The sequence below is a fragment of the Microbacterium sp. genome, assembly GCF_026393345.1.
In the GTDB taxonomy this organism is placed as follows: domain Bacteria; phylum Actinomycetota; class Actinomycetes; order Actinomycetales; family Microbacteriaceae; genus Microbacterium.
Map to the genome: position 1 here is coordinate 118,469 of NZ_JAPLAI010000052.1, position 23,426 is coordinate 141,894.

A 23,426-nucleotide genomic window follows, 5' to 3' on the forward strand; every position below is an offset into this window, starting at 1 on the left:
GTGGTCTCAGTGTGCCCGATGGCGCCGGCTGGGCGGCGCGTCGAGGGACAGGGTCTTGCCGCGGAAGAAGTCGGGGCGCACGATCGACTGCCAGATCATCACCACGACGCCCACCAGGATCACGGTGACGCCCAGCACGAAGACGAGGCCGACGCCGAAGACGTTCGATCCGCTGCCGTAGTCGGGGTCCATCGAGTCGATCAGGGTGGTGACGAACAGCACCGCTAGCACCGCGCCGCCGACGAGCGGGAACAGGAAGGTGAAGAACACGTTCCGCGCCGAGTCGAACCACTGCTTGCGGAAGTACCAGACACAGGCGAACGCGGTCAGCCCGTAGTAGAAGCAGATCATCATGCCGAGCGCCGTGATGGTGTCCCAGAGCACGTTCTCGCTGAGGAAGCGCATCACGGCGTAGAACGCCGACGCGACGAGCGCCGACACGAGCGTCGCGAACCCGGGGGTGAAGAACCGCGGGTGGACGGCCGCGAACCGCTTCGGCAGTGCGCCGTAGTGTCCCATCGCGAGCAGGGTGCGCGCGGGCGACACGAAGGTCGACTGCAGGCTGGATGCGGAGCTGGTCAGCACGGCGAGCGAGACGAGCGCGGCGAGCGGCCCGAGAATCTGCCCGGACAGGTGGAAGAAGACGTTGTCCTGGATGTCGGGGTTGCCGAGACCGTACTCGCCCGTCCCGACCCCCGCGAACATGATCAGCGCGACCGCGAGCAGCAGGTACAGCGCGACGATGATCACCACGGTGATGGTGGCGGCGCGTCCCGGCGTCTTGTCCGGGTCCTTCGTCTCCTCGTTCATCGTGAGGGTGACATCCCACCCCCAGAAGATGAAGATCGACAGCGAGAGGCCCGCGGCGACCGCGCTGAACGAGGACACCGCGAACGGGTTGAACCAGGACCAGTCGAACGGCGTCGGGTCGAACCCGCTGCCGTTCGCCGCCTGGACGAGGGCGGCGACGGCGAAGATCACCAGCACCACGACCTGGAAGCCGACCAGCACGTACTGCAGCTTCTGCGTGGTCTGCATGTCGCGGTACGACACGAACGTCGCACCCGCCATGAACGCGAGGCACACCACGACGTTGATGAACGGATTGGCGGCGAGGCCGGCGATGTCCTCGGCGCCGGTGACCTGCGCGATGAGGAGGAAGAGGAAGTCGACGGCGATGCCGGCGAGGTTCGACAGCACCAGGATGGTCGCCGCGATCAGCCCCCATCCGGCCAGCCACCCGACCCACGGCCCGAAGGCGCGGGCGGCCCAGGTGAACGAGGTCCCGGAGTCGGGCATGCGGTTGTTCAGCTCGCGATAGCCGAACGCCACGAGCAGCATCGGGATGAACCCGACGAGGATGATGGCGGGCACCTGCACGCCGACCTCGGACACCGTGGGGCCGAGGGCAGCCGTCAGCGTGTACGCCGGAGCGATGCAGGAGATGCCGATGACGACGGCGCCGATGAGGCCGACGGTGCCGGCCGACAGCCCCTTCTGCGAAAGTCCGCCGGTCACCACCGGATCGGCGGAGGCGGCCTGCTGGTCGGGTGCGCTCATGTCATGCTCCCTGTCCGCCGCGCGTCCGCGGCACAACCGCCATGGGGACCGGCAGGACGTGCAGCATTTTCGCCGCCGTCGAGCCGAGGAAGAGTCGCCGCGGCTGCGCGAGCCGGCTGGAGCCGACCATCACGATCTCGGCGGGGGTCCAGTCCAGGTGCTGCACCGCATCCTCGACGCTCTCGCCAGTACCGACGATCGCCTCCGCCTCCACCCCGGCCGGCAGCGCCGCCCGTGCTTGCGCGAGCACGGCGTCTGCGTGCGTGACGCCGGTCAGCCGGATGACCCCGGTGTCCACCCCGGCGGGGAGGTCGATGGTGGCCAGCGACACCAGGCGGAGGTCGGCGCGCGCGGCCGCGGCCAGCGCGACGGCTTCTTCGATCAGTACGTCCCCGCCGGGGCGGGTGCCGAGGGCGGCCGTGATGCGCGGGATGCCGGCATCCACCGGGATGTCGTGCGCACCGGCCGGCGCCAGGAGCACGGTGACGTCGGCGGAGTGCAGGAGCTCGGAGGCGACGGTGCCGACGCGGTGTCGCCCGCGGAGGCCCCCGTTGCCGGCACCGACGACGATGACGCCGGCGTCGAACTCGGCCGCGGCCGCCACGAGCCCGGCGGCGAAGGACTCGCCGTACCGGATGTGCGCACGGGTGGGCACCGCATCCCGGAGCGATTCGACGGCCTCACGCAGCCAGCCCTCCGCGGTGTGGCGGAGATGCCGGTCGTAGCCGGGATCGGTCGGCGTGATGACGCTGCGGTCATCGCTCGGGAGCACCAGCACCATGTCGAGCCGCGCGCCGGTGGCATGAGCGAGCCGCGCACCCAGAGCCAGGGCGTCCGCCCCGGCCGGGGTGGCCGTGTACCCGACCAGGACGCCGTTCATGCGCGGGCGGCTTCGCCGATGTTCGTGGCGACCAGGCGACCCATCCGGATCGCCCCGTCCACGTGCTGGTATCCGGCGCCGGCCAGGTCACTGCAGGCGAAGTGGATGGGGCCCACCGGAGTGCGCAGGTCGGCGCCGTACCGGTGCAGCCCGCCGAGGTCGAAGCTCGCGGCGTACGCCCCGCGGGTCCACTCCTCGGCGCCCCAGTCGCTCTCGTAATACACGACCGGATCGAGCGCCTCGGGGCCGTAGTAGTGCGCCAGCGACTCGAGGATGCGGGCCTTGCGCTCCGCCGCATCCAGCCGGAACAGATCGTCGGCATTGAGATCGGAGACGAAGCCGACGAGGGTGCCGCGTTCGTCACCGTGGTTGGTGTTGTCGTACGCCTCGTGGCAGACCTGGTAGGGGCTGAACGCGGTGCCCGAGAGCCCCTGTTCCCGCCAGAACGGCCGCTCATACACGGCGTGCACCTTGATGACGAATCCCATCGAGAGGTGCTGGTGCATCTGCTGCTGCAGCCGCGGGAGCGGCGGGACGAACGAGATGCGCGGGTACAGCACCGGCGCGAGGGCGAGGACGACGTAGCGGGCGTGGACAATGAGGTCGTCGGTGTGCGCGGTGACGCCGTCATCGCCCCACTCCAGGGTGCGGACCGGGCTGTTCAGATGCACGTCGTCGCCGAGACGCTCGGCCAACAGCTGCGGCACCTGCTGGAGTCCGCCGACGACCCGCTTGTCGAGGATGAAATCGGCGTCCCCCAGGTGCGAGTACGAGCCGGCGGATGCGGCCATGAGGAGCGATTGCAGTAGCGAGAACGCGTGCGTCGGCTTGGTGAGCATGGCGGAGCCGGTGGCGAAAGCGAGGTTGCGGACCGCCTCGTCGTCGTCGGTCTGGGCACGGAGCCAGGCATCCCAGGAGACGGCATCCCATTCCGCGGCGCGAGGGTGCGCGTAGGGACGGTCGGGATCGATCTCGGCGACCATGGCGTCGAGGCGCTCGGTGATCTCCTCGATGACGGCCGCGGTCTCCGGCGCCACCGGGAAGACATCGCCGCTGAAGCGTTTCGGCTCCCCCGCCGGTCCGATGTACACGCTCTCGCCGTCGCGATAGCGGCTGTAGGTCTCCAGGCCCAGGTCGGCGACCGTGTCGATGAGGGCGTCCTGGTCGGGCGAGACCCACTGTCCACCGATCTCGAGCGTGGCGCCGTCGATGACGTCGGTCCACAGCCGCCCGCCGACGCGGTCGCGCGCCTCCAGCACGGCGACGGACAGTCCCTGTGCGCGCAGATCGTTCGCGGCGGTGAGGCCCGCCGCGCCCGCGCCGACGATGACGACGTCCCTCGTGATCTCGGTGCTCATGTCACTCGCTCCTTCATGTCCTCGTCGTCACTGCTGCGCTGCTGCTGTGCCTACTCTGCGCCCGGCTTCTCCGCCGGGCCACCCCTATCCCTACGAGCCATCCCGATGCATGCCGCGCGTACCGGGGTGGGTCGGCGCGAGAGGGGTGACTCGGCGGATCATGACGCCGCCAGCGCGGCGGCCACGACGTCCAGGCCCTCGTGCAGCAACTCGTCGGGGATCGACAGCGGCGGCAGGAACCGGATGACATTGCCGTAGGTGCCGCAGGTGAGGACGATGACGCCCTCCGCGATGGCGGCGCGGGCGACGGCGCCGGCGAGGGTTGCATCCGGCTCGGTGGTGCCGGGGACGACGAACTCGACCGCGACCATGGCACCGCGTCCGCGGACCTCGCCGATGCGGGGGTCGCCCGTCTGCAGTGCGGTGAGGCGCTCGGTGAGTACGGCGCCGACCTGCTGCGCCCGCTCGATCAGCCCCTCGTTCTCGAACACGTCGATGGCGGCGAGCGCCGCGGCGCACGCGATCGGGTTGCCGCCGTAGGTGCCGCCGAGGCCGCCGACGTGCGAGGCATCCATGATCTCGGCGCGGCCGGTGACGGCGGCCAGCGGGAGCCCCCCGGCGATGCCCTTCGCGGTGGTGATGAGGTCGGGCACGATGCCGAACAGCTCGCTGGCGAACATCGCACCGGTGCGGGCGAACCCGGTCTGCACCTCGTCGGCGATGAACACGACGCCGTTCTCGCGGCACCAGCGCACGAGTTCCGGCAGGAAGCCGTCGGCGGGAACGATGAACCCGCCCTCGCCCTGGATCGGCTCGATGAGGACGGCGGCGAGGTTGCCGGCGCCGATCTGCTTCTCGATCAGGGCGATCGCCTGCCGGGCGGCCGCGTGGCCGTCGAGGCCGTCACGGAAGGGGTAGGACACGGGGGCGCGGTACACCTCGCCGGCGAAGGGGCCGAAGCCGCTCTTGTACGGCATGGCCTTGGCGGTGAGCGCCATGGTGAGGTTCGTGCGGCCGTGGTAGGCGTGGTCGAATGCGACCACGGCCTGCCGGCCGGTGTGCTTGCGCGCGATCTTCACCGCGTTCTCGACGGCCTCCGCACCGGAGTTGAACAGCGCCGACTTCTTGGCGTGGTCGCCGGGGGTGAGGCGGTTGAGCGCCTCGGCCACGCCGACGTACGACTCGTACGGAGAGATCATGAAGCAGGTGTGGGTGAACTGCGCGACCTGCGCCTGCACCGCGGCGACGACCTTCGGGTGAGCGTTGCCGACCGTGGTGACAGCGATCCCCGACCCGAGGTCGATGAGCGAGTTGCCGTCCGCATCCACGACGACGCCTCCGCCGGCGGCGACGGCTTCGATCGGCACTGTGTGGCCGACGCCCGCAGACACCGCCGCGGCCTTCCGCTCCAGCAGCGCCGCGGAGCGCGGGCCGGGGATCGCGGTCACAAGCCGCCGCTCCTGCGGCAGGGCCGGTCCCCCGAGGGGAGCAGAGGTCACGTCGGTGAGGGTCATGCCGCGAGCGTAGGGCCGGGACGGATACGGCAGCATCCGCCCCCGTGTATACCGAGGACCCCCGGATGCGCCACGATGGACAACGGTGCGACCCGCGCCGCACGAGAGGATCCCTCTATGAGCAGACCCGTCGAGGAGCCCACGCTGCGGACGCTGCTGCGTCGCGGCGAGCTGGGGCTGCGCCTCGCGACCGAGGAGGAGCAGCTACCCCCCGACGTGCTGGACCGGTGGCTGCGCGGGGTGCACAGCTCGGATCTCGCCGACCCGACACCGTTCCTGTCGGAGGACCTGGCGCTGCTGACGACGGGGACGCAGTTCCTCGACGCGGATGCGGCGACCTATGAGGATTACGTCGCGCGGCTCCGCATCCGCGGCGTCGCCGCCCTCGGGTTCGGCACCGAGGTGGTGCGAGACGGCGTGCCCGAGGGGCTGGTCGCCGCGTGCGCGGCCGCGGGTCTCCCCCTGTTCGAGGTGCCCTACCGCACCCCGTTCATCGCCGTCGCCCGTACCACGGCGCAGGTGCTGGCGGCACAGGAGTACGCCCGGCGCAGCTGGGCGCTCGACGCCCAGCGGGCGCTGTCGCTCGCGGCGCTCCGCGATGACGGGCTGTCGGCGACCCTGGACGAGCTCTCCCGGCGCCTCGATGCCTGGGTGGGACTGTTCGACGCGGCGGGGACGCTCACCCACCAGCATCCGGCCGGTGCGATGCCGACCGCCGCCCGCACCGAGCTGGAGTCGGAGGTCGCCGGCGTGCTGGCGCGCGGTACCCGCGCCGGCGCCGCGACGGATGTCGCCGGGCACGCCATGCAGTTGCAGACGCTCGGCCGCGGCGGACACCTGCGGGGCGTCCTCGCGATCGGCGCAGCGGACCTGGATGCGGAGGCCCGCGGCGTCGTCACGATGGCCGTGGCAATGGCGGGCCTCGCCCTGGAGCAGCGCCGCAGCCTCCTCCGCGCCCGCGGATCGCTCCGCGCGGGCCTGACCGCATCCCTCCTCGAGGGCGAAGTGACCACAGCCCGCCGCGTCGCCCGCGAGATGTGGGGCGGGCTGCCGGCGGCACCCGTGCGCGTGGCGATGACGGATGCGGCCACCGCGCACCGTGAAGACGTCACCGAGTGGCTGGAGGACCAGGTGGAGAGGCAGGGCGATCTCCTGTTCTTCGGACGCACCGAGGCAGGGCTCGTCCTCGTCGCCTCTCCCGCCGGGGTCGAGCTGCTCCGTCGCGCGGCCGACCGGTTCACGCTGACGGTAGGCCTCTCCGACCCGGTGGGATACGACGCTCTCGCGGCGGCGGCGGGACAGGCACGCATCGCTCGCGATCACGGCTCCGGTGGGGTGAGCGAGTTCGCGCGGACGAGCGACGGCCTCGTCCGCGCCCTCGCCGGCGAGGACGCCCGGGTCCTCGCTCGGGCGGAGCTCGCCCCGCTGCACGACTACGACACGACGCACGGCGCGCAGCTCGTGCTGACCCTGCGCACGTGGCTGGATCAGGACGCCTCGCACGACCGTGCGGCGCAGGCGCTCGGCGTCCACCGCCACACCCTCCGCGCACGACTGGCGACCATCGAGCGCGTGCTCGGCACCGACCTGTCCGCCTTCCCCGAGCGCGCCCGGCTGTGGCTCGCACTGACGGTCCTCGGAGAGACCGTGTGAGCGTCAACGGCGAGGTCTCGTTCTGGTGGCGCCAGCTGGGCGGTACGCCCGCGCCGCGGCAGCCGCTCCCCGGCTCCCTCGACGTCGACGTGTGCATCGTCGGCGCCGGCTACACCGGCCTGTGGACGGCCTACTACCTGAGCGAGGCTCGACCCGATCTGCGCATCGCGGTGCTGGAGGCGCGCTTCGCCGGCTACGGCGCGTCCGGGCGGAACGGCGGCTGGCTGACGAACTCCGTCACCGGCGGCCGCGAGCGGTACGCCCGGACGCACGGCCGGGACGCGGCGATCGCGCAGCAGCGGGCACTGAACGACACCGTGGACGAGGTGCTCGCGGTCGCTGCCCGGGAGGGCATCGACATCGGAGCGCACAAGGGCGGCGAGCTCACGGTCGCCCGCACGCCCTCGCAGCGCGCGCGGCTGCGTGCGTTCGCCGCATCCGAGTCCGCATGGCCCGGCACCGACCTGGAACTGTGGGATGCGGACGAGACCGCGTCGCGGGTGCGCGTGGCGGGCGCTCTCGGCGGGCTGTGGCACCCGCACTGCGCCCGCATCCATCCCGCCCGGCTGGTCCAAGGGCTCGCGGCGGCAGTGGAGCGACGCGGCGTCACGATCTACGAGCAGACGCGGGTGCGGGAGATCACCCCCGGTGTCGCGCGCACCGACCGCGGCGACGTCCGCGCGACCCACGTCATCCGCGCGACGGAGGGGTTCACTGCGGGGCTCCGCGGCGAGCACCGCACCTGGCTGCCGATGAATTCGTCGATGATCGCGACAGACCCGCTACCGGCCGAGCTGTGGGACGAGATCGGCTGGGACAGCCGTGCGACCCTCGGCGACATGGCGCACGTGTACATGTACGCGCAGCGCACGGCGGATGACCGGATCGCGTTCGGCGGACGCGGTGTGCCTTATCGGTACGGTTCCCGGGTGGATGCGGACGGCGTCACCGCCGCGCGCACGGTGGCGCAGTTGACCACGCTGCTGCGCGACTTCTTCCCGGTGGCGCGGGAGGTGCCGATTGCCCATGCCTGGTCGGGGGTGCTGGGGGTGCCCCGGGATTGGGCCGCGACCGTCGGCCACGATCCGCGCACCGGCCTCGGCTGGGCGGGCGGATACGTCGGCACCGGCGTGACCGCGACGAATCTCGCCGGCCGTACCCTCGCCGACCTGATCCTCGGGCACGACACCGAACGGGTGCGCCTGCCCTGGGTCGGCCGCCGGGCCAAGACCTGGGAGATGGAGCCGCTGCGGTGGCTCGCCGTGCGGGGAATCTACGCCGCCTACCGCGCCGCGGACCGGGCGGAGGCCGCATCCGGCTCCGACCGCACCTCGGGCCTGGCCCGGATCGCCGACGCGATCTCCGGGCACTGAGGCTCGTGCCCGCGGCCCGCGGGTCATTCACGTGGCAGGACTCGCGGCATCACGCCCCCGCATCCCGCCAGAGCTGCCACCCGAAGCGGGCGGGCAGGAGCCCAGGGCAGGGTCAGCCGCGGAAGTAGACCTCGGCGACGCGCGCGAGATCGAGCAGATCGCTCACGCCGGCGAGTTCCCGGGCCGAGTGCATCGACAGGATCGGGATGCCGACGTCGACGGTGCGAATGCCGAGCCGAGTCGCGGTGATCGGGCCGATCGTCGACCCGCACGGCACGGTGTTGTTCGACACGAACTCCTGCGAGACGACCCCGGCCTCGGCGCACCAGCCATGCCAGGCGGCGGCGCCCACACCATCGGTGGCGTAGCGCTGGTTCGCGTTGATCTTGAGGAGGGGACCGGACCCGAGGCGAGGGCGCACCACCGGGTCGTGCTTCTCCGCGTAGTTCGGGTGGACGGCGTGGCCGACATCGCTCGACACGCACCAGCTCGCCGCCTGCGAGCGCAACTGCGCGTCGCGGTCGGCGCCGAGCCCGAGCTGGATCCGCTCCAGCACGTCCGCGAGGAACGGTCCTGCCGCACCCGACCGGGTGCCGGAGCCGACTTCCTCATGGTCGAACACGGCAAGCACCGCGATGTGGCCCGCGTCGTACCCGTCCGCGGCCGCGGCGAGCGCGACCGCCCCGGCGTGCACCGAGGCGAGGTCGTCGAGGCGCCCGGCGGCGAGGAACACGTCGTCGCGGCCGAACACGACACCCGGCGCCGCGTCGGCGGTGACGATGTCGTAGCCGCGGATGCGGGCCGCATCCACCCCCGCATCCGCCGCGAGCTCGCCGAGGATATCGGCGGACTCGGCATCCCCCAGCCCCCACACCGGCTGCGTCTGCGACTGCTTGTTCAGGGCGAGGTGGTCGTTGACCTCGCGGTCGAGGTGGATCGCCAGCTGCGGGAGGCGGAGGAGCGGACCCGTCGCGGCGAGCACGGCCGAGCCGTCGTCGAGCACCAACCGGCCGGCGAGGCGCAGTTCGCGGTCGAGCCAGGAGTTCAGCAGCGGGCCGCCGTAGATCTCCACCCCGGCCTGCAGCCAGCCGAGCGAGCCGGTCGTCGGCTGCGGCTTGAGCTTGAACCCGGGCGAGTCGCTGTGGGCGCCGAAGATGCGCACCGGCGTCGCGGGCGTCGCCCGCTCCGGCACGACCCAGGCGAGCACGGCCCCGTCGCGCACCACGAGGAACCGTCCTCCCGCGGGCGCCGGCCACGCCTCGTGCTCGTCCAGCGCGGTGAAGCCCGCATCCGTCAGCCGCAGAGCGACCTCCGCCGCCGCGTGGTAGCTGGAGGGCGAGGCCGCGACGAACGCGGCGAGATCCTCGGCATGGGCGAGTGCTTCGGGCACGGCGGACCTCTTCCTCGGGCTGACCCTTCGATCGTACGTCGGGCCCTTCCCGCCGAGACTTCACGTGTGTCCCGTATTCCCCGCTGATACGTGACACAGGTGAAGTCTCGCCGCGGGGTTGCGGCGGCGGCGCGCAGGCGCCACGATCGGAGCGACGTCGCGCGCTCGGCGGGGCGAGCGTGGGGGAACCGTGACCGTTCGACCGATCTGGCGCGCCGCGGTCGTCCTCGCCGCCGCGCTGGCCCTCAGCGCGTGCACCGGCACCCCGGGGTCGGCACCCACCGCCTCCCCCACCGGATCACCGACGACGCCCAGCCCGGTCAGCGCGGTGGACCACGCCGCCGGGGAGATCGACGGACCGGTGGCGGTCGCCGTCGACGCCGGCACCGACGGGGTCGGGGTGACGTTCCGCGAGATCACCATCGAACCAGGCGCCGGAACCGGGAAGCACTGCCATGACGGGCAGCTCATCGCCGTCGTGAAGGAGGGCACCCTCACTCATTACGCACCCAACCACCCGGGCGGCGTTGCGATCTATGCGGCGGGCGACGCGATCATCGAGGGACCCGGGTACGTGCATGAGGGCCGCAACGAGGGCGATGTGCCCGTGGTGCTGTGGGTGACGTACCTCATCCCGGAGGGCGACCCGCTCGCCGAGACCGATCTCAGCCACTGCGACGCCTGACCCCGCGCCCCGCGCGCCTGCTATGCGCGCGTTCGCGCCATGCCCCGCGCCGCCCTGCGCGTTCGCGCCATGCCCCGCGCCGCCCTGCGCGTTCACCCGTCGCAGATGTCCAGTGCGCCGCATCCGCACCCCCCATTCGCGACGGGCGAAACCGGTCGAGGACTCAGCGCGGGGCGTGCGCGGAGAGGAACTCGTACACCTCGGTCGTGTCGACGCCGGGGAAGGCGCCGGTGGGGAGGGTCGCGAGCAGCGTCCGCGGCGTCCGCACGTTCGGCCAGGCGTTCTCCCGCCAGGCCGCTTCGAGGTCGGCGGGGGCGCGGCGGCAGCACACCTCCACGGAGTGCTTCGAGACGCCCCGGTTCGGGGTATCGCGGCCGAGGAACCACTTGGTGTCGTCGAAGCGCACGCCGACGCTCACCGAGTGCTGACCCTCGCTGGAGTTCTCCACGCGGGCCGTGCACCAGTAGGTGCCGTTGCCGGTGTCGGTGTACTGGTAGTACGGGTTGAACCGGTCGTCGACGTCGAACACCACCCGGCTCGTCCACCGCCGGCAGCACATCTGCCCCTCGATGGATCCGAGCCGGTCGGTGGGGAAGTTCACATCGTCGTTCTCGTACGCCTTTGTGATTGTGCCCGACTCGTGCACCTTGAGGAAGTGCACCGGAATGCCGAGGTGCACGGTGGCGAGGTTCGTGAACCGGTGCGCGGCCGTCTCGTACGAGACGGAGTAGCCGTCGCGGAGGTCCTCGATCGAGATCGCCCGGTTCGCCTTCGCCTCCTGCAGCGCGGGGACGACGTGGGCCTCCGGGATGAGCAGGGCGCCGGTGAGGTAGTTCGTCTCGACCCGCTGACGCAGGAACTCCGCATAGCTCGTCGGCTCCCGGTGACCGAGGATGCGGCTCGACAGTGCCTGCAGCACCGCGGTGCGGGAGTCACCCTTGGCCGCGACGCGGCTGGAGAGGTACAGCCGGCCGTGCTTCAGGTCGGCGACGCTGCGCGTGGTCTGCGGCAGATCGGGCACGTAGTGCAGCGTGAACCCGAGGTGGGCGGCGATGTCACTGGCCGTCCGCTGCGTGAGCGGTCCGCCGGGGTGACCGACCGCATCCAGAAGCGACCGGGCGTGCTGCTCCAGGTCGCCGAAGTAGTTGTTCTGCTCGCGCATGAGGTGACGGAGGTCGACGTTGGCGCGCCGCGCTTCCTCCGGCGTGGCGGAGCGCTCATCCCGCAGCCGCTCGATCTCGGACTGTAGCGCCAGCATGGTGCGCAGCGCCTCATCCGGCATCGCCTTGCCGATCCGGAACGGTTCGATACCGAGCGCCTGGAACGTCTGGCCGCGCATCGCCCGCTCCAGCGAGATCTCGAGCGACGCCCGCTCATCCAGCGGCTCCGCCTCCAGCAGCGCGTCGATCGACGTGCCGAGCGACTTCGCGATGGCGCGCAGCAGGGTGAGCTTCGGCTCCCGCTTGCCGTTCTCGATCATCGACAGCTGGCTTGGTGCCCGGTCGACGGATGCGGCGAGCTCCTCCAGCGTCATACCGCGCTGCGTGCGCAGCTGGCGGATGCGGCGGCCGATGGTCAGCGCATCGGCTTCGGCGTCGTCGGCGAGCTCTTCTGCGATCGTCATGCCGGCGATTGTGTCACAGCAGCAGAAATTTCCGCAAACTTCTCCTCACAAATGTTCGGAGCGACCCGAGATCTTCACGCAGAGTGGGTGACACGACCCGCCGGGACAGGGTCGTCCGGCCAGATCCGGGCGACTCACCCCCACCACCTCGACACAGGAAGACAGGGCAATGAATCCCACCGCCACGGCCCTCGCGCCCGAGACGACCTCCACCCCGACCACCGGCGCCATCTCGACATCGTTCCGCCCGACCATCGAGATCCTCGGTCGTCTCGGAGAACGCTACGACGAGATCCTGACCCCCGACGCGGTCACGTTCCTCACCGAGCTGCACCACCGCTTCGACGCACGTCGACGCGACCGGCTGGCGGACAGGATGCGGCGCCGCTACGAGATCGGCAACGGCCACGACCCGAGCTTCCGCGCCGACACCGCCATCATCCGCAACGACCCGAGCTGGCGCGTCGCCGGGGCCGGCCCCGGTCTGGAGGACCGCCGCGTCGAGATCACCGGGCCGACCGACCCCAAGATGACGATCAACGCACTGAACTCCGGCGCGAAGGTCTGGCTCGCCGACCAGGAGGACGCCACCAGCCCGACCTGGAAGAACGTCATCGAAGGTCAGCTGTCGTTGTTCGACGCGATCCGCGGGCAGCTCTCCTTCACCAGCCCCGAGGGCAAGCAGTACGCGGTCAGCGCCGCCGAGACGCCGACGATCGTGATGCGCCCGCGCGGCTGGCACCTCCCCGAGAACCACATCCGGTTCGTCGACCGCACCGGGCGTGGCATGGCCGCATCCGGCTCTCTCGTCGACTTCGGGCTCTACTTCTTCCACAACGCCGCGCGGCTGATCGCGAACGGCGCCGGACCCTACTTCTACATCGCCAAGCTCGAATCGAGCGAGGAGGCGAAGCTGTGGGACGACATCTTCACCTTCAGTGAGGAGTACCTCAGCATCCCGCACGGCACGATCCGCGCGACGGTGCTCATCGAGACGCTGCCTGCGGCGTTCGAGATGGAGGAGATCCTGTACGAGCTGCGCGACCACATCGCCGGACTCAACGCCGGTCGGTGGGACTACATCTTCTCGATCATCAAGAACTACCGCGGCCGCGGCGCACGGTTCGTGCTGCCGGACCGGAGCGAAGTCACGATGACGGTGCCGTTCATGCGCGCCTACACCGAGCTGCTCGTGAAGACCTGCCACAAGCGCGGCGCCTTCGCGATCGGCGGGATGAGCGCGTTCATTCCTAGCCGGCGCGACCCGGAGGTCACGGCGCAGGCGTTCGAGAAGGTCGCCGCCGACAAGAAGCGTGAGGCCGGAGACGGCTTCGACGGTACCTGGGTCGCCCACCCCGACCTGATCCCGGTGGCGCGCGCCGAGTTCGACGCGGTGCTGGGCGACCGGCCGAACCAGCTCGACCGGCAGCGCCCGGAGGTGCAGGTGGCCGCGGCCGACCTAATCGACGTCCACATCGGTCGTCCCGTGACCGCACAGGGTGTGCGGGACAACGTGTCGGTGGCGCTCCGCTACATCGAGGCGTGGCTGCGGGGCCTGGGCGCCGTCGCCATCGACAACCTGATGGAGGATGCGGCGACCGCCGAGATCTCGCGCTCCCAGGTGTGGCAGTGGATCCATCAGGACCACTCCACCGCCGAGGGCGATCAGATCACTCGCGACTACATCGAGGGACTCATCACGCAGGTGCTCGCCGAGGTGGAGCGCCGCGACGGCGACCGGTTCGACGACGCGGCGGAGGTCTTCCGCGAGGTGGCGCTCGGCCGGGAGTTCCCGGCGTTCCTGACGCTTCCGGCGTACGCGAAGTTCCTCACCGAGGCCGACTAGGCGCCACCCCCGTCATGGCTCACGCGAGCCGACCCGTCACGACCAGCAAGGAAGAGAACATGACTGACTACCAGGACGACATCGACGCCATCCGGGCACTCAAGGAGCAGAACGGCCCCAGCTGGGATGCGATCGAACCCGAGGCCGTCGCCCGGATGCGGGCCCAGAACCGCTTCCGGACGGGGTTGGAGATCGCCCAGTACACGGCGGACATCATGCGCCGAGACATGGCGGAGTACGACGCCGACTCGTCGGTGTACACGCAGTCGCTCGGCGTCTGGCACGGCTTCATCGGGCAGCAGAAGCTCATCTCGATCAAGAAGCACCTGAAGACCACCAACAAGCGCTACCTCTACCTGTCGGGCTGGATGGTCGCCGCTCTCCGCTCGGAGTTCGGGCCCCTCCCCGACCAGTCGATGCACGAGAAGACCGCGGTGCCGGCACTCATCGAAGAGCTGTACACGTTCCTCCGCCAGGCGGATGCCCGTGAGCTCGACCTGCTGTTCACGAAGCTCGACGACGCGCGCGCCGCCGGCGACGAGACCGCGGTGGAGTTCATCCAGTCGCAGATCGACACCTACGAGACGCACGTGGTCCCGATCATCGCCGATATCGACGCCGGCTTCGGCAACCCCGAGGCCACGTACCTGCTCGCCAAGAAGATGATCGAGGCGGGCGCCTGCGCCATCCAGATCGAGAACCAGGTCTCGGATGAGAAGCAGTGCGGTCACCAGGACGGCAAGGTCACCGTGCCGCACGAGGACTTCATCGCAAAGCTGAACGCCGTGCGCTACGCCTTCCTCGAGCTCGGCGTCGACAACGGCGTGATCGTCGCCCGCACCGACTCGCTCGGCGCCGGCCTCACGCAGAAGCTCGCTGTCACGACCGAGCCCGGCGACCTCGGGGACCAGTACAACGCGTTCCTCGATGTCGAAGAGATCACGCAGGACGAGCTCGGCAACGGCGACGTCGTCATCAAGCGCGACGGCACGCTGCTGCGGCCGAAGCGGCTCGCCAGCAACCTGTACCAGTTCCGTCAGGGCACCGGCGAGGAGCGGTGCGTGCTCGACTGCATCACGTCGCTGCGCAACGGCGCCGACCTGCTGTGGATCGAGACGGAGAAGCCCCACGTGGAGCAGATCGCCCGCATGGTGGACGCGATCCGCGAGGAGATCCCGAACGCGAAGCTCGTCTACAACAACAGCCCGTCGTTCAACTGGACGCTGAGCTTCCGACAGCAGGCGTACGACCTGCTCGTGGAGCAGGGCAAGGACGTCTCGGCCTACGACCGCGCCGACCTCATGAACGTCGATTACGACGACACCGAGCTCGCACAGCTGGCCGACGAGAAGATCCGCTCGTTCCAGAAGGACGGCTCGGCGCGCGCCGGGATCTTCCACCACCTCATCACGCTGCCGACGTACCACACGGCGGCCCTGTCGACCGATGACCTCGCCAAGGGCTACTTCGGCGACGAGGGAATGCTGGCATACGTGAAGGGCGTCCAGCGTCGCGAGATCCGGGAGGGCATCGCCACGGTCAAGCACCAGAACATGGCCGGCAGCGACATCGGCGACAACCACAAGGAGTACTTCGCCGGCGACGCGGCCCTCAAGGCCGGCGGCAAGGACAACACGATGAATCAGTTCACCTGAGTCCGCTGACCGCGAGTCGGGTTCTGGGCTCCGAGACCGTGGGGTTTACCCACCGTCTCGGGGCCCAGAACCCATTTCGGTGTCTCCCCCTGGCGGACGGGGCGGGGTCAGGGGGTGGATGCGGCGGCGCCGGCCGCGTAACCCTGGGCGTACGCCTCGTCGCTGCCGAGGCGGAACATGTCGGCCTCACCCGTGCGGGGCAGGGTGCGCGCACCCGGAGTGTCGACCGCATCCGTCACGATCCGACTCATCCCCCGCACCACCGCGACGGGGAGGCCGGTGGCCTTGCCCTTGACCAGGTCCGCCGCACCGGCGAGTTCGTCCGCAACCACGGGCACGGTCACCGCCAGGGACCGCCCCTGGGTGTCCGTGGTGCCGCGCAGGTCGTCGACCACCGTGAGGCCGGCGGCGCCGATCGCGACGTCGGTCTGCCCGAGCCGCCAGGCGCGGCCGAGGGTGTCGCTGACGATGACGCCGATCCGCACGCCGAACCGCTCTCGCAGTGCCGCGCACAGCAGCCGGGCCGAGGCGTCCGGGTCCAGCGGCAGCAGCAGCACGGTGCCCTCGGGGGTGTTCGAGGCGTCGACGCCGGCCGCGGCGCCCACGACCCCGAGGCGGTTCTCCACGATGCGGGTGGTGCCGCGGGTGGCGACGACGCGCACCGTCTCCGCCGTGATGGCGTCGTCCCGGTCGGATGCGGCGACGATCCGCCCCTCCGCCTTGGACACGATCTTGCTCGTGACCACGAGAACATCACCGTCCCGGCATCCGTCCTCGTCCGCCGCGAGCGCATCGCCGATGATCCGAGCCAGGTCGTCGCCGGGCCGGATCTCGGGAATGCCGTCGAGAGTCCACAGCTGGATGCCACGCATCCTGTCATCGTTCCACAGCGCGGCCCCGTCACGGCCCCGCGCGAGGCTGCCCGCGCGACTACGCTTTTACCGTGACCGAACGCGCCCCCCTCTCCCGCAAGCTCTCCGCCATCGCCGAATCGGCGACCCTCAAGGTCGATGCCAAGGCCAAGGCCCTGCAGGCCGCTGGGCGCGCCGTCATCTCCTACGCGGCCGGGGAGCCCGACTTCGCGACGCCCCAGTTCGTGGTGGATGCGGCGGCGGAGGCGCTGAAGAGCCCGGCGAACTTCCGCTACACCCCCGCCGCGGGTCTCCCCGTGCTGCGCGAGGCGATCGCCGCGAAGACACTCCGCGACTCGGGCCTGGAGGTGACCCCGGCGCAGGTCGTCGTCACCAACGGCGGCAAGCAGGCCGTGTACCAGGCGTTCCAGACCGTGGTGAACCCCGGCGACGAGGTGCTGCTGCCGGCGCCCTACTGGACCACCTACCCCGAGGCGATCCGGCTCGCCGACGGCGTCCCGGTCGAGGTGTTCGCCGGTGCCGAGCAGGAGTACAAGGTCACGGTCGACCAGCTCGAGGCCGCCCGCACCGACCGCACCACGGTGCTCGTGTTCGTCTCCCCCTCGAACCCGACCGGTGCCGTCTACACGCCGGAGGAGACCAAGGAGATCGGCGAATGGGCGCTCGCCCACGGTATCTGGGTCATCACCGACGAGATCTACCAGAACCTCGTCTACGAGGGCGCCCGTGCCGTCTCGATCGTCGAAGCGGTGCCGGAGCTCGCCGGTCAGACCCTCCTCGTCAACGGGGTCGCGAAGACCTACGCCATGACCGGGTGGCGCGTGGGCTGGATGGTCGGCCCGACCGACGCCATCAAGCTCGCCGCCAACCTGCAGTCGCACCTGTCGAGCAACGTCAACAACATCGCGCAGCGCGCGGCGCTCGCGGCGCTCACCGGCCCGCAGGTCGAGGCCGAGAAAATGCGGCAGGCGTTCGACCGCCGCCGCCGTCTCATCGTGACGGAACTGGCGAAGATCCCCGGGGTCACCGTGCCGAACCCGCTCGGCGCGTTCTACGTCTACCCCGACGTGACCGGCCTCCTCGGACGCGAGTGGGACGGCGTCACCCCGACGAACTCGCTCGAACTCGCCGACCTCATCCTCGAGAAGGCGGAGGTGGCCGTGGTGCCCGGTGAGGCATTCGGCCCCAGCGGCTACCTGCGCCTGTCGTACGCCCTCGGCGACGACGCGCTCCTCGAGGGCGTCCAGCGCCTGCAGCGCCTCTTCGCCTGAATCCGGATGCGGCGGGTCGCCGCCGCATCCGGATCGTCGCCCCGTTCGCCCGTCGCGTCGGTGCCGTGGCCGCTCCAGCGCCGCGTCCACGCGACGCCGATTCGCCCGTCGCAAAAGCGCGATGTCTCGCGCGCGCATCCGCCATTCGCGACGGCCGAACCGGAACGCGACAGCACCCCCGGCACTCGCCCGTCGCAAAAGCGCAATGCCACCCGCGCGCACCCGCCATTCGCGACGGCCGAACCGTGCCGCAGCGCCTCCGCCCCCGCACCCGCCCGGTCGCCCCGCCACCGTGCCGCGACAGCACCCCCGGCGCCCACCCGTCGCAAAAGCGCGATGTCTCGCGCGCACCCGCCATTCGCGACGGCCGAACCGTATCGCGACAGCGCCCAGCGCCGGGCCGCACGGCGCCGACGCGGCGAGGCTCAGTTAGAGGTCGACGTCGATGAGCACGGGTTCGGGCTGCAGCAGCAGACCGAACTCCTGCTGCACCCGCTGCTGGATGAACCGTGCGAGCTCCGCGATGTCGGCGGCGCGGGCACGGCCACGGTTCGTCAGGGCGAGCGCGTGCTTGCTCGACACGGCGGCGCGCGAGCGCGGCAGGGAGAATCCCTTGCGGATGCCGGACTGCTCGATGAGCCAGGCGGCGCTCACCTTCACGTCCACCGGCTGCGGCTCGGGGGCGGGCACGGCGCCGTTGTAGTCGTCGAGCGGGATGACGAGCACCGACTCGACGTCGGGCTGCATCGGCCAGCGCGGGCACGCGTCCGGCAGCGTGCGGGCGAACTGCTCGGTGACGATGGCGTTCTGGAAGAACGATCCGGCCGACCAGGTGTCATGGTCCTCGGAGTCGAGCACCATGCCCTTCGCCGCCCGCGTGGCGAGCACATGGTCGCGGATCCAGGCGAGCGAGACCGCCGCATCCGGGTCCAGCCCCAACGCACGCCGCAGCTGGCTCCCGCGCACCGGCACCTCGCCGTGGCCCACCTGCGTGAGCTCCAGCGTGACCGAGAGGATCGCGGCACGGCGTTCCGCGACCGAGCCGTAGTGGTGCTTGAGCACCGAGGTGCGAAAGCCCAGTGCGAGGTCGGCGGCGGGGACGACCGAGACCTCGCCGGTGGCTTCGTCGATCAACTCCACCTCGACGAGGGTCTGCGCGATCTCCTGCCCGTAGGCGCCGACGTTCTGCACCGGCGCCGCCCCCACGGTGCCGGGGATGCCGGACATGGCCTCGATGCCGGCGAGCCCCGCGGCCACGGTCTGCGCCACCAGGTCGTCCCAGTCGTGGCCGGCCTGCACCCGCAGCCGCGCGGTGCCCGGCCGCGCCCCGGGGACACGTTCGATACCACGGCTGAGGATGCGGATGACTGTGCCGTCGAACGGCTCGTCGCCCACGAACAGATTGGAGCCGCCGCCGAGCACGAACCAGGGGTCACCGTCGGCCCACACCCCGCGGAGCGCGTCGATCAGCTCCTCACGGGTGGTGGCGTCGATCATGCGACGGGGCGCGGCACCGGTGCGCAGCGTCGTGAGCTCGGAGAGCGGGAGGGGATCGATGTCGGGCATGGATCAGGCGAGGCGGATGCGGACCTGGGCTTTGCCGAGCACGGTGGTCTCGCCCGCCGAGACGGTGAGGTCGATGCGGGCCGCGTCGTCCTCGACCGCACCCACCGTGGCCACCACGTGCACGTCGGCTCCGGCCTCGGGGTCGACGACGACGGGACGGGTGAAGCGCACGCCGTACTCCAGGATGCGGCCGGCATCGCCGAGCCACGGCACGAGCGTCTCGATGGACAGCCCCATCGTCAGCATGCCGTGCGCGAGGACGCCCGGGAGGCCCACGCGCTGGGCGACGTCGTCGCGGTAGTGGATGGGGTTGAAGTCGCCGGACGCGCCGGCATACCGGACGAGCGATTCGCGGGTGAGGTGGACGTCGCGCTCGGCGACGACCTGGCCCTTCTCGAGGTCGGTCATTCGTCTCCCCCGATCAGCAGCACCGAGGTGGCGGTGACGACGTGGGCGCCGGCCGCATCCGTGATCTCGGTCTCGCTCGTGACCATCGCCCCGGTCCCGATCGCGCGGAGGCCCGTCACGGCGATCCGTCCGACGAGCTCGTCACCGGCGACGATCGGCCGGGTGTAACGGAAGCGCTGCTCGGCGTGGATCGTGCGCTCGAGCGTGATGCCGGAGTCGGGTTCGGCGAGCAGCAGCTGCAGCGCCACGTCTTGCACCACCATGGCGAAGGTCGGCGGCGCCACGACGTCCGGGTAGCCGAGCTCGGCCGCGGCGGCCGGGTCGGTGTGCTGCGGATCGGTGGCGAAGACGGCGCGGGCGAACTCGCGCACCTTCTCCCGGCCGACGAGGTACGGAGGAGTCGGGGCGAATTCGCGGCCGACCAGCTCGGGGTTGACGGGCATCCTCCCATCCTACCGAGCGGGGCTGATCGAGCTCCGGGGCGGGGCCCGGGGAAAACGTCAGTCCTTCTTGGCGCGGCCCTTGACGGCCTTGATCGCCATCTGCGTGCCGATGAAGACCATGAAGGCGGCGAAGAGGATGTTCGCGACGAGCGGCGACATGAGGGTCGCGAGCCACGCACCCAGCGCGGTCGTGGTGCAGGCGGCGACGCCGACGCACGCGGCGGCGACGAGGTCGACGTTCTTGCGGCGGAGGTTGCCGATGGTGCCGGAGATGGCCGCCGGGATCATGAACAGCAGCGACGTGCCCTTCGCGACGAGGTCGCTCGCCCCGAACAGCAGGATGAGCACCGGGACCACGACGACGCCGCCGCCCACACCGATCAACCCGGACAGGATGCCGGTGAGCAGACCCACGACGACCAGCGCGATGCCCGACCACACGGTGAGCGTCAGCACCGCGTCGCGGGAGGGGATGACGATGAACAGGCTCACGATCACGACGGCCACGAAGCCGACGAAGGTCCAGCGCAGGGCGGTCTGCGAGATGTGGTGGATGAGACGGGTGCCGATCTGGGTGCCCACGATGCCGCCGATGGCGAGCAGGATCGCGGCGACCCAGTCGACCGAGCCGTTGAGTGCGTAGGAAATGACGCCCACCGCCGCGGTGGGGACGATAGCCGCGAGCGAGGTGCCGGCGGCGAGCCGCTGGTTGAAGGTGAGGAACATCACGAGCAGCGGCACGATGACCGTGCCGCCGCCGACCCCGAACAGTCCCGACAGCAGCCCGGCGAGCAGGCCGGTGCCGATGCAGGTGAGGATGAAGGCAGGGGTCCGGGTGCGTCCAGCGTCAGTCACTCGGCCGAGCCTATCGCCCACGCGTTACGCGCACTTTTCGCCACCGCATCCGGGCCCCCTGACGCCGAAATGGCATCTGGGCCCCGAAACCGTGGGGTCTACCCAGGGTCTCGGGGCCCAGTACCGTCTCGCGGGGGGTTACTGCGCGGACCAGCCGCCGTCGGAGGCGAGGATCGCACCGTTGATGTTCACGCCGTCGTCGGACAGCAGGAACGTGATGGATGCGGCGAGCTGCTCGGCCGTGGCGAGCGTGGGGATCTGCGCCTGGAACGGCTGCAGGCGCGCCTGACCCGCCTCGGACACGTGCGGCGGGAACGGGATGCCGGTGGCCACGCCACCGGGAGCGACGGCGTTCACGCGGATCCCGGCGGGGCCGTACATGACGGCGGCGGACTTGGTCATGCCGATCACGCCGTGCTTCGAAGTCGTGTACGCGTTGCCCGAGGCGCTGCCGCGCAGGCCCGCCTCACTCGTGACGTTCACGATCGAGCCGGCGCCCGCGGCGATCATGGCGGGCAGGACGGCCCGAGACAGCTTGAACGAGCCGGTGAGGTTGATTCCGATGACGCGATCCCACATGGCGTCGCTCGTCTCGTGCAGCGGCGAGAAGTCGTCGTTGATGCCCGCGACGTTCGCGAGGGCGTCGATGCGCTCCCCGGCCGCGGCCACGATGGCGTCGATGTCGTCCTGCTTGGTGATGTCGCCGGCGACCGTGACGATCTGCGCCTCGGGGAGCGACCCGGCGAACTCGGTGAGCTTGTCGGCGGAGATGTCGACGGCGACCACGCGTCCACCCTCGCGGGCGATGCGGGATGCGGTGGCGCGGCCGATGCCGGAGGCGGCACCGGTGACGATGACGGTCTTGCCGGAGAAGCGACCCGGGGTGGCCGTCTCGACCCACCCGGTGGGAGCATCGTCGGCCGGCATGACGCCGCCGTTGGCCTGCATCACCATGCCGTCGATGGCGGCCTGGGGCAGCTGGCCCTGGCTGAGGGCGACGAGCTGCTGCAGCGGCAGACCTTTTACGGGTGCGAGGGACTCCTCGGACGCGCCGGACTGAGCGAGGAAACCGCGGACGATGTCACCGCCGACCGGGTGCTCGAGCCACTCGCCGATCGTGCTGTTGGCGGTCAGGACCTTGTTCTCCGACATCGTCACTCCTTGGTGCGTTCTCCGGACGGGAGTACTTTATTCCCGTCCGGGAAATTCTACTCCTTCCGGTGCGCCCGGGCAATCGTCTTCGGGGCAGAATGGAGCCACCATGACCGCATCCGAACGCACGCATGCGCCCCGCCAGCGCGGACGTGGCGAGCGCGCGGGGCTGGATGCAGCCGCCATCGTCGCGGTCGCCCGCGAACTCGACCCGGCCACCCTGACGATGCAGGAGGTGGCGGACGCGCTCGGCGTCGACCGGAAGGCGCTCAACCACCACGTCCACGGCCGCGAGGGCCTCGTCGAACTCCTCGCTGCCGATGCCTTCGGTCGCGAGTTCGCCCGCATCGAGATCGATCCGGATGCCCACTGGCAGGACGCGTGCCGCGCCTTCGCGGAAGGCACCCGGCGCGCGCTCCTGGCCTCGGGTGCGCTGGCGGTGCACTTCCACACCGCATCCGCGGCGGCGGTCGCCGCGATCCGCCCCGCGGAGATCGTCGTGGAACGGATGATCGCCGCCGGATTCGACGAGGTCACCGCCGGGCGGGCACTGCTCCTCCTGACCACGATCAGCGGCGGCTTCACCCGCGACGAGGTCATGAGCACCCGCAAGGGTGGCCACCCGCAGGTCGCCGAATTCCGCACGCTCATGGCGAGCGAGCGACCCGCCGACCTCGACGTGCTGCGAAGGCTCGACGCGACCGGGTTCGAGGCATTCAGCGACGAGCAGTTCGCGTGCGACGTGGATGCGTTCGTCGCGGCGATGGCCGCGGGCTTTGCCATGACGCAAGGCGGGCTTGTGGTGCCGGCGGTGGAGACGATGATCCTGTCGCCAGCCATCTGCGTGAGCTTCACATACATCTCGCGCGGCACACTGTACTTGATGGCGACGATGTTGGGCAGTTCGGCAATCCGCGCGCACAACTCCGGGCTCATCAGATAACCCGAATCCGGATGGCTCCACATGGCGATGCCGATGTTCACCCGCTCGGAAATGTACTTGTAGTAGGCGTAAAGGGTCTCATCCTGCGCCTTCAGGAAATGCAGTACCGGCGCATGCACGACAACGAAGTCGGCGCCGATTGCCTCGGCATAGCGCGCCAGTTCGACGACGGTGTCCATGTTCTGGTCCGAGCAGGACAGGATCGAGCCTGCACTGGTGCCGATCTCATCGACGGCGATGTCGAAGGCCCGCTTGCGCTCATCCAGCGACATCGAGAAGAACTCGCCCTGCTTGCCGTTGATGAAGAGCCCGCGGATTTTGAGACCGTCAATCCAGTGGCGGATGTTGCTGCGGAAGCCGCGCTCATCGAGCGACAGG

At 70.6% G+C, this 23,426-nt stretch carries 19 protein-coding genes; 6 read left to right on the forward strand and 13 right to left on the reverse strand.

The features are described 5' to 3' along the window. Positions 1 to 6: 6 nt before the first annotated feature. From NT132_RS10540 to gabT, 4 genes are all read right to left on the reverse strand, one after another. Complete coding sequence (locus NT132_RS10540; protein WP_297788242.1) at positions 7 to 1,560, reverse strand: APC family permease; 1,554 nt, start codon at positions 1,558 to 1,560, stop codon at positions 7 to 9. A 1-nt stretch (position 1,561) separates the two neighbouring features. Beyond that, positions 1,562 to 2,440, reverse strand: a complete 879-nt coding sequence (locus tag NT132_RS10545; protein WP_297788245.1) for a universal stress protein — start codon at positions 2,438 to 2,440, stop codon at positions 1,562 to 1,564. Continuing rightward, positions 2,437 to 3,798, reverse strand: a complete 1,362-nt coding sequence (locus tag NT132_RS10550; protein WP_297788248.1) for an NAD(P)/FAD-dependent oxidoreductase — start codon at positions 3,796 to 3,798, stop codon at positions 2,437 to 2,439. Before NT132_RS10550 ends, NT132_RS10545 begins: the two co-directional genes overlap by 4 nt. Before the next feature lie 158 nt (positions 3,799 to 3,956). Continuing rightward, positions 3,957 to 5,312, reverse strand: a complete 1,356-nt coding sequence (gene gabT / locus NT132_RS10555) for a 4-aminobutyrate--2-oxoglutarate transaminase (protein WP_297788251.1) — start codon at positions 5,310 to 5,312, stop codon at positions 3,957 to 3,959. Positions 5,313 to 5,429: 117 nt separating this feature from the next. Between gabT and NT132_RS10560 the strand changes: the two genes are divergently transcribed. Continuing rightward, a complete protein-coding gene (locus tag NT132_RS10560; RefSeq protein WP_297788264.1) occupies positions 5,430 to 6,965 on the forward strand; it encodes a PucR family transcriptional regulator in 1,536 nt (511 codons plus the stop codon). Beyond that, positions 6,962 to 8,338 carry an FAD-binding oxidoreductase gene (locus tag NT132_RS10565; protein ID WP_297788267.1) on the forward strand — a complete coding sequence of 459 codons (1,377 nt, stop codon included), beginning with the start codon at positions 6,962 to 6,964 and terminating at the stop codon, positions 8,336 to 8,338. The genes NT132_RS10560 and NT132_RS10565 overlap by 4 nt, the downstream gene beginning before the upstream one ends. 112 nt (positions 8,339 to 8,450) lie before the next feature. On the opposite strand, the gene NT132_RS10570 is transcribed toward NT132_RS10565, so the two are convergent. Continuing rightward, positions 8,451 to 9,728 (reverse strand): M18 family aminopeptidase, encoded by a 1,278-nt coding sequence (locus NT132_RS10570; RefSeq protein WP_297788274.1) that lies wholly within the window; start codon positions 9,726 to 9,728, stop codon positions 8,451 to 8,453. A gap of 190 nt (positions 9,729 to 9,918) precedes the next feature. On the opposite strand from NT132_RS10570, the gene NT132_RS10575 reads away from it, so the two are divergent. Beyond that, the gene (locus NT132_RS10575; RefSeq protein WP_297788280.1) at positions 9,919 to 10,413 is read left to right on the forward strand and encodes a cupin domain-containing protein; all 495 of its coding nucleotides are present in this window, start codon (positions 9,919 to 9,921) and stop codon (positions 10,411 to 10,413) included. Positions 10,414 to 10,576: 163 nt separating this feature from the next. Here the strand turns inward: NT132_RS10575 and NT132_RS10580 are convergent, their stop codons facing one another. Then, positions 10,577 to 12,037 (reverse strand): XRE family transcriptional regulator, encoded by a 1,461-nt coding sequence (locus tag NT132_RS10580; protein WP_297788283.1) that lies wholly within the window; start codon positions 12,035 to 12,037, stop codon positions 10,577 to 10,579. 169 nt (positions 12,038 to 12,206) lie between these two features. Between NT132_RS10580 and aceB the strand changes: the two genes are divergently transcribed. Together aceB and NT132_RS10590 are read left to right on the forward strand one after the other, a co-directional pair. Next, the gene (aceB, locus tag NT132_RS10585) at positions 12,207 to 13,883 is read left to right on the forward strand and encodes a malate synthase A (protein ID WP_297788287.1); all 1,677 of its coding nucleotides are present in this window, start codon (positions 12,207 to 12,209) and stop codon (positions 13,881 to 13,883) included. Positions 13,884 to 13,942: 59 nt separating this feature from the next. Continuing rightward, entirely contained in the window at positions 13,943 to 15,538 is a 1,596-nt protein-coding gene (locus NT132_RS10590; protein WP_297788293.1) for an isocitrate lyase, read from the forward strand. 107 nt (positions 15,539 to 15,645) lie between these two features. Here NT132_RS10590 and NT132_RS10595 read toward each other — a convergent pair whose 3' ends face one another. After that, positions 15,646 to 16,410, reverse strand: a complete 765-nt coding sequence (locus NT132_RS10595) for a coenzyme F420-0:L-glutamate ligase (protein WP_297788296.1) — start codon at positions 16,408 to 16,410, stop codon at positions 15,646 to 15,648. Positions 16,411 to 16,481: 71 nt separating this feature from the next. Here NT132_RS10595 and NT132_RS10600 point away from each other — a divergent pair, with 71 nt between their 5' ends. Further along, a complete protein-coding gene (locus tag NT132_RS10600; protein WP_297788299.1) occupies positions 16,482 to 17,681 on the forward strand; it encodes a pyridoxal phosphate-dependent aminotransferase in 1,200 nt (399 codons plus the stop codon). A gap of 429 nt (positions 17,682 to 18,110) precedes the next feature. Here NT132_RS10600 and NT132_RS10605 read toward each other — a convergent pair whose 3' ends face one another. From NT132_RS10605 to NT132_RS14375, 6 genes are all read right to left on the reverse strand, one after another. Next, entirely contained in the window at positions 18,111 to 19,247 is a 1,137-nt protein-coding gene (locus NT132_RS10605) for a UDP-N-acetylmuramate dehydrogenase (RefSeq protein ID WP_297788302.1), read from the reverse strand. Positions 19,248 to 19,250: 3 nt separating this feature from the next. Beyond that, the gene (locus NT132_RS10610) at positions 19,251 to 19,655 is read right to left on the reverse strand and encodes a MaoC/PaaZ C-terminal domain-containing protein (protein WP_297788305.1); all 405 of its coding nucleotides are present in this window, start codon (positions 19,653 to 19,655) and stop codon (positions 19,251 to 19,253) included. After that, positions 19,652 to 20,098, reverse strand: a complete 447-nt coding sequence (locus NT132_RS10615) for a MaoC family dehydratase N-terminal domain-containing protein (RefSeq protein WP_297788308.1) — start codon at positions 20,096 to 20,098, stop codon at positions 19,652 to 19,654. Before NT132_RS10615 ends, NT132_RS10610 begins: the two co-directional genes overlap by 4 nt. Positions 20,099 to 20,155: 57 nt before the next feature. Beyond that, positions 20,156 to 20,953, reverse strand: coding sequence for a sulfite exporter TauE/SafE family protein (locus NT132_RS10620; protein ID WP_297788311.1), 798 nt, complete (start codon positions 20,951 to 20,953; stop codon positions 20,156 to 20,158). Between the two features lie 138 nt (positions 20,954 to 21,091). Further along, positions 21,092 to 22,105 carry an SDR family oxidoreductase gene (locus NT132_RS10625; protein ID WP_297788315.1) on the reverse strand — a complete coding sequence of 338 codons (1,014 nt, stop codon included), beginning with the start codon at positions 22,103 to 22,105 and terminating at the stop codon, positions 21,092 to 21,094. 36 nt (positions 22,106 to 22,141) lie between these two features. Next, positions 22,142 to 23,425, reverse strand: a complete 1,284-nt coding sequence (locus NT132_RS14375; protein ID WP_366940395.1) for a dihydrodipicolinate synthase family protein — start codon at positions 23,423 to 23,425, stop codon at positions 22,142 to 22,144. Between the last annotated feature and the right edge of the window lies 1 nt (position 23,426).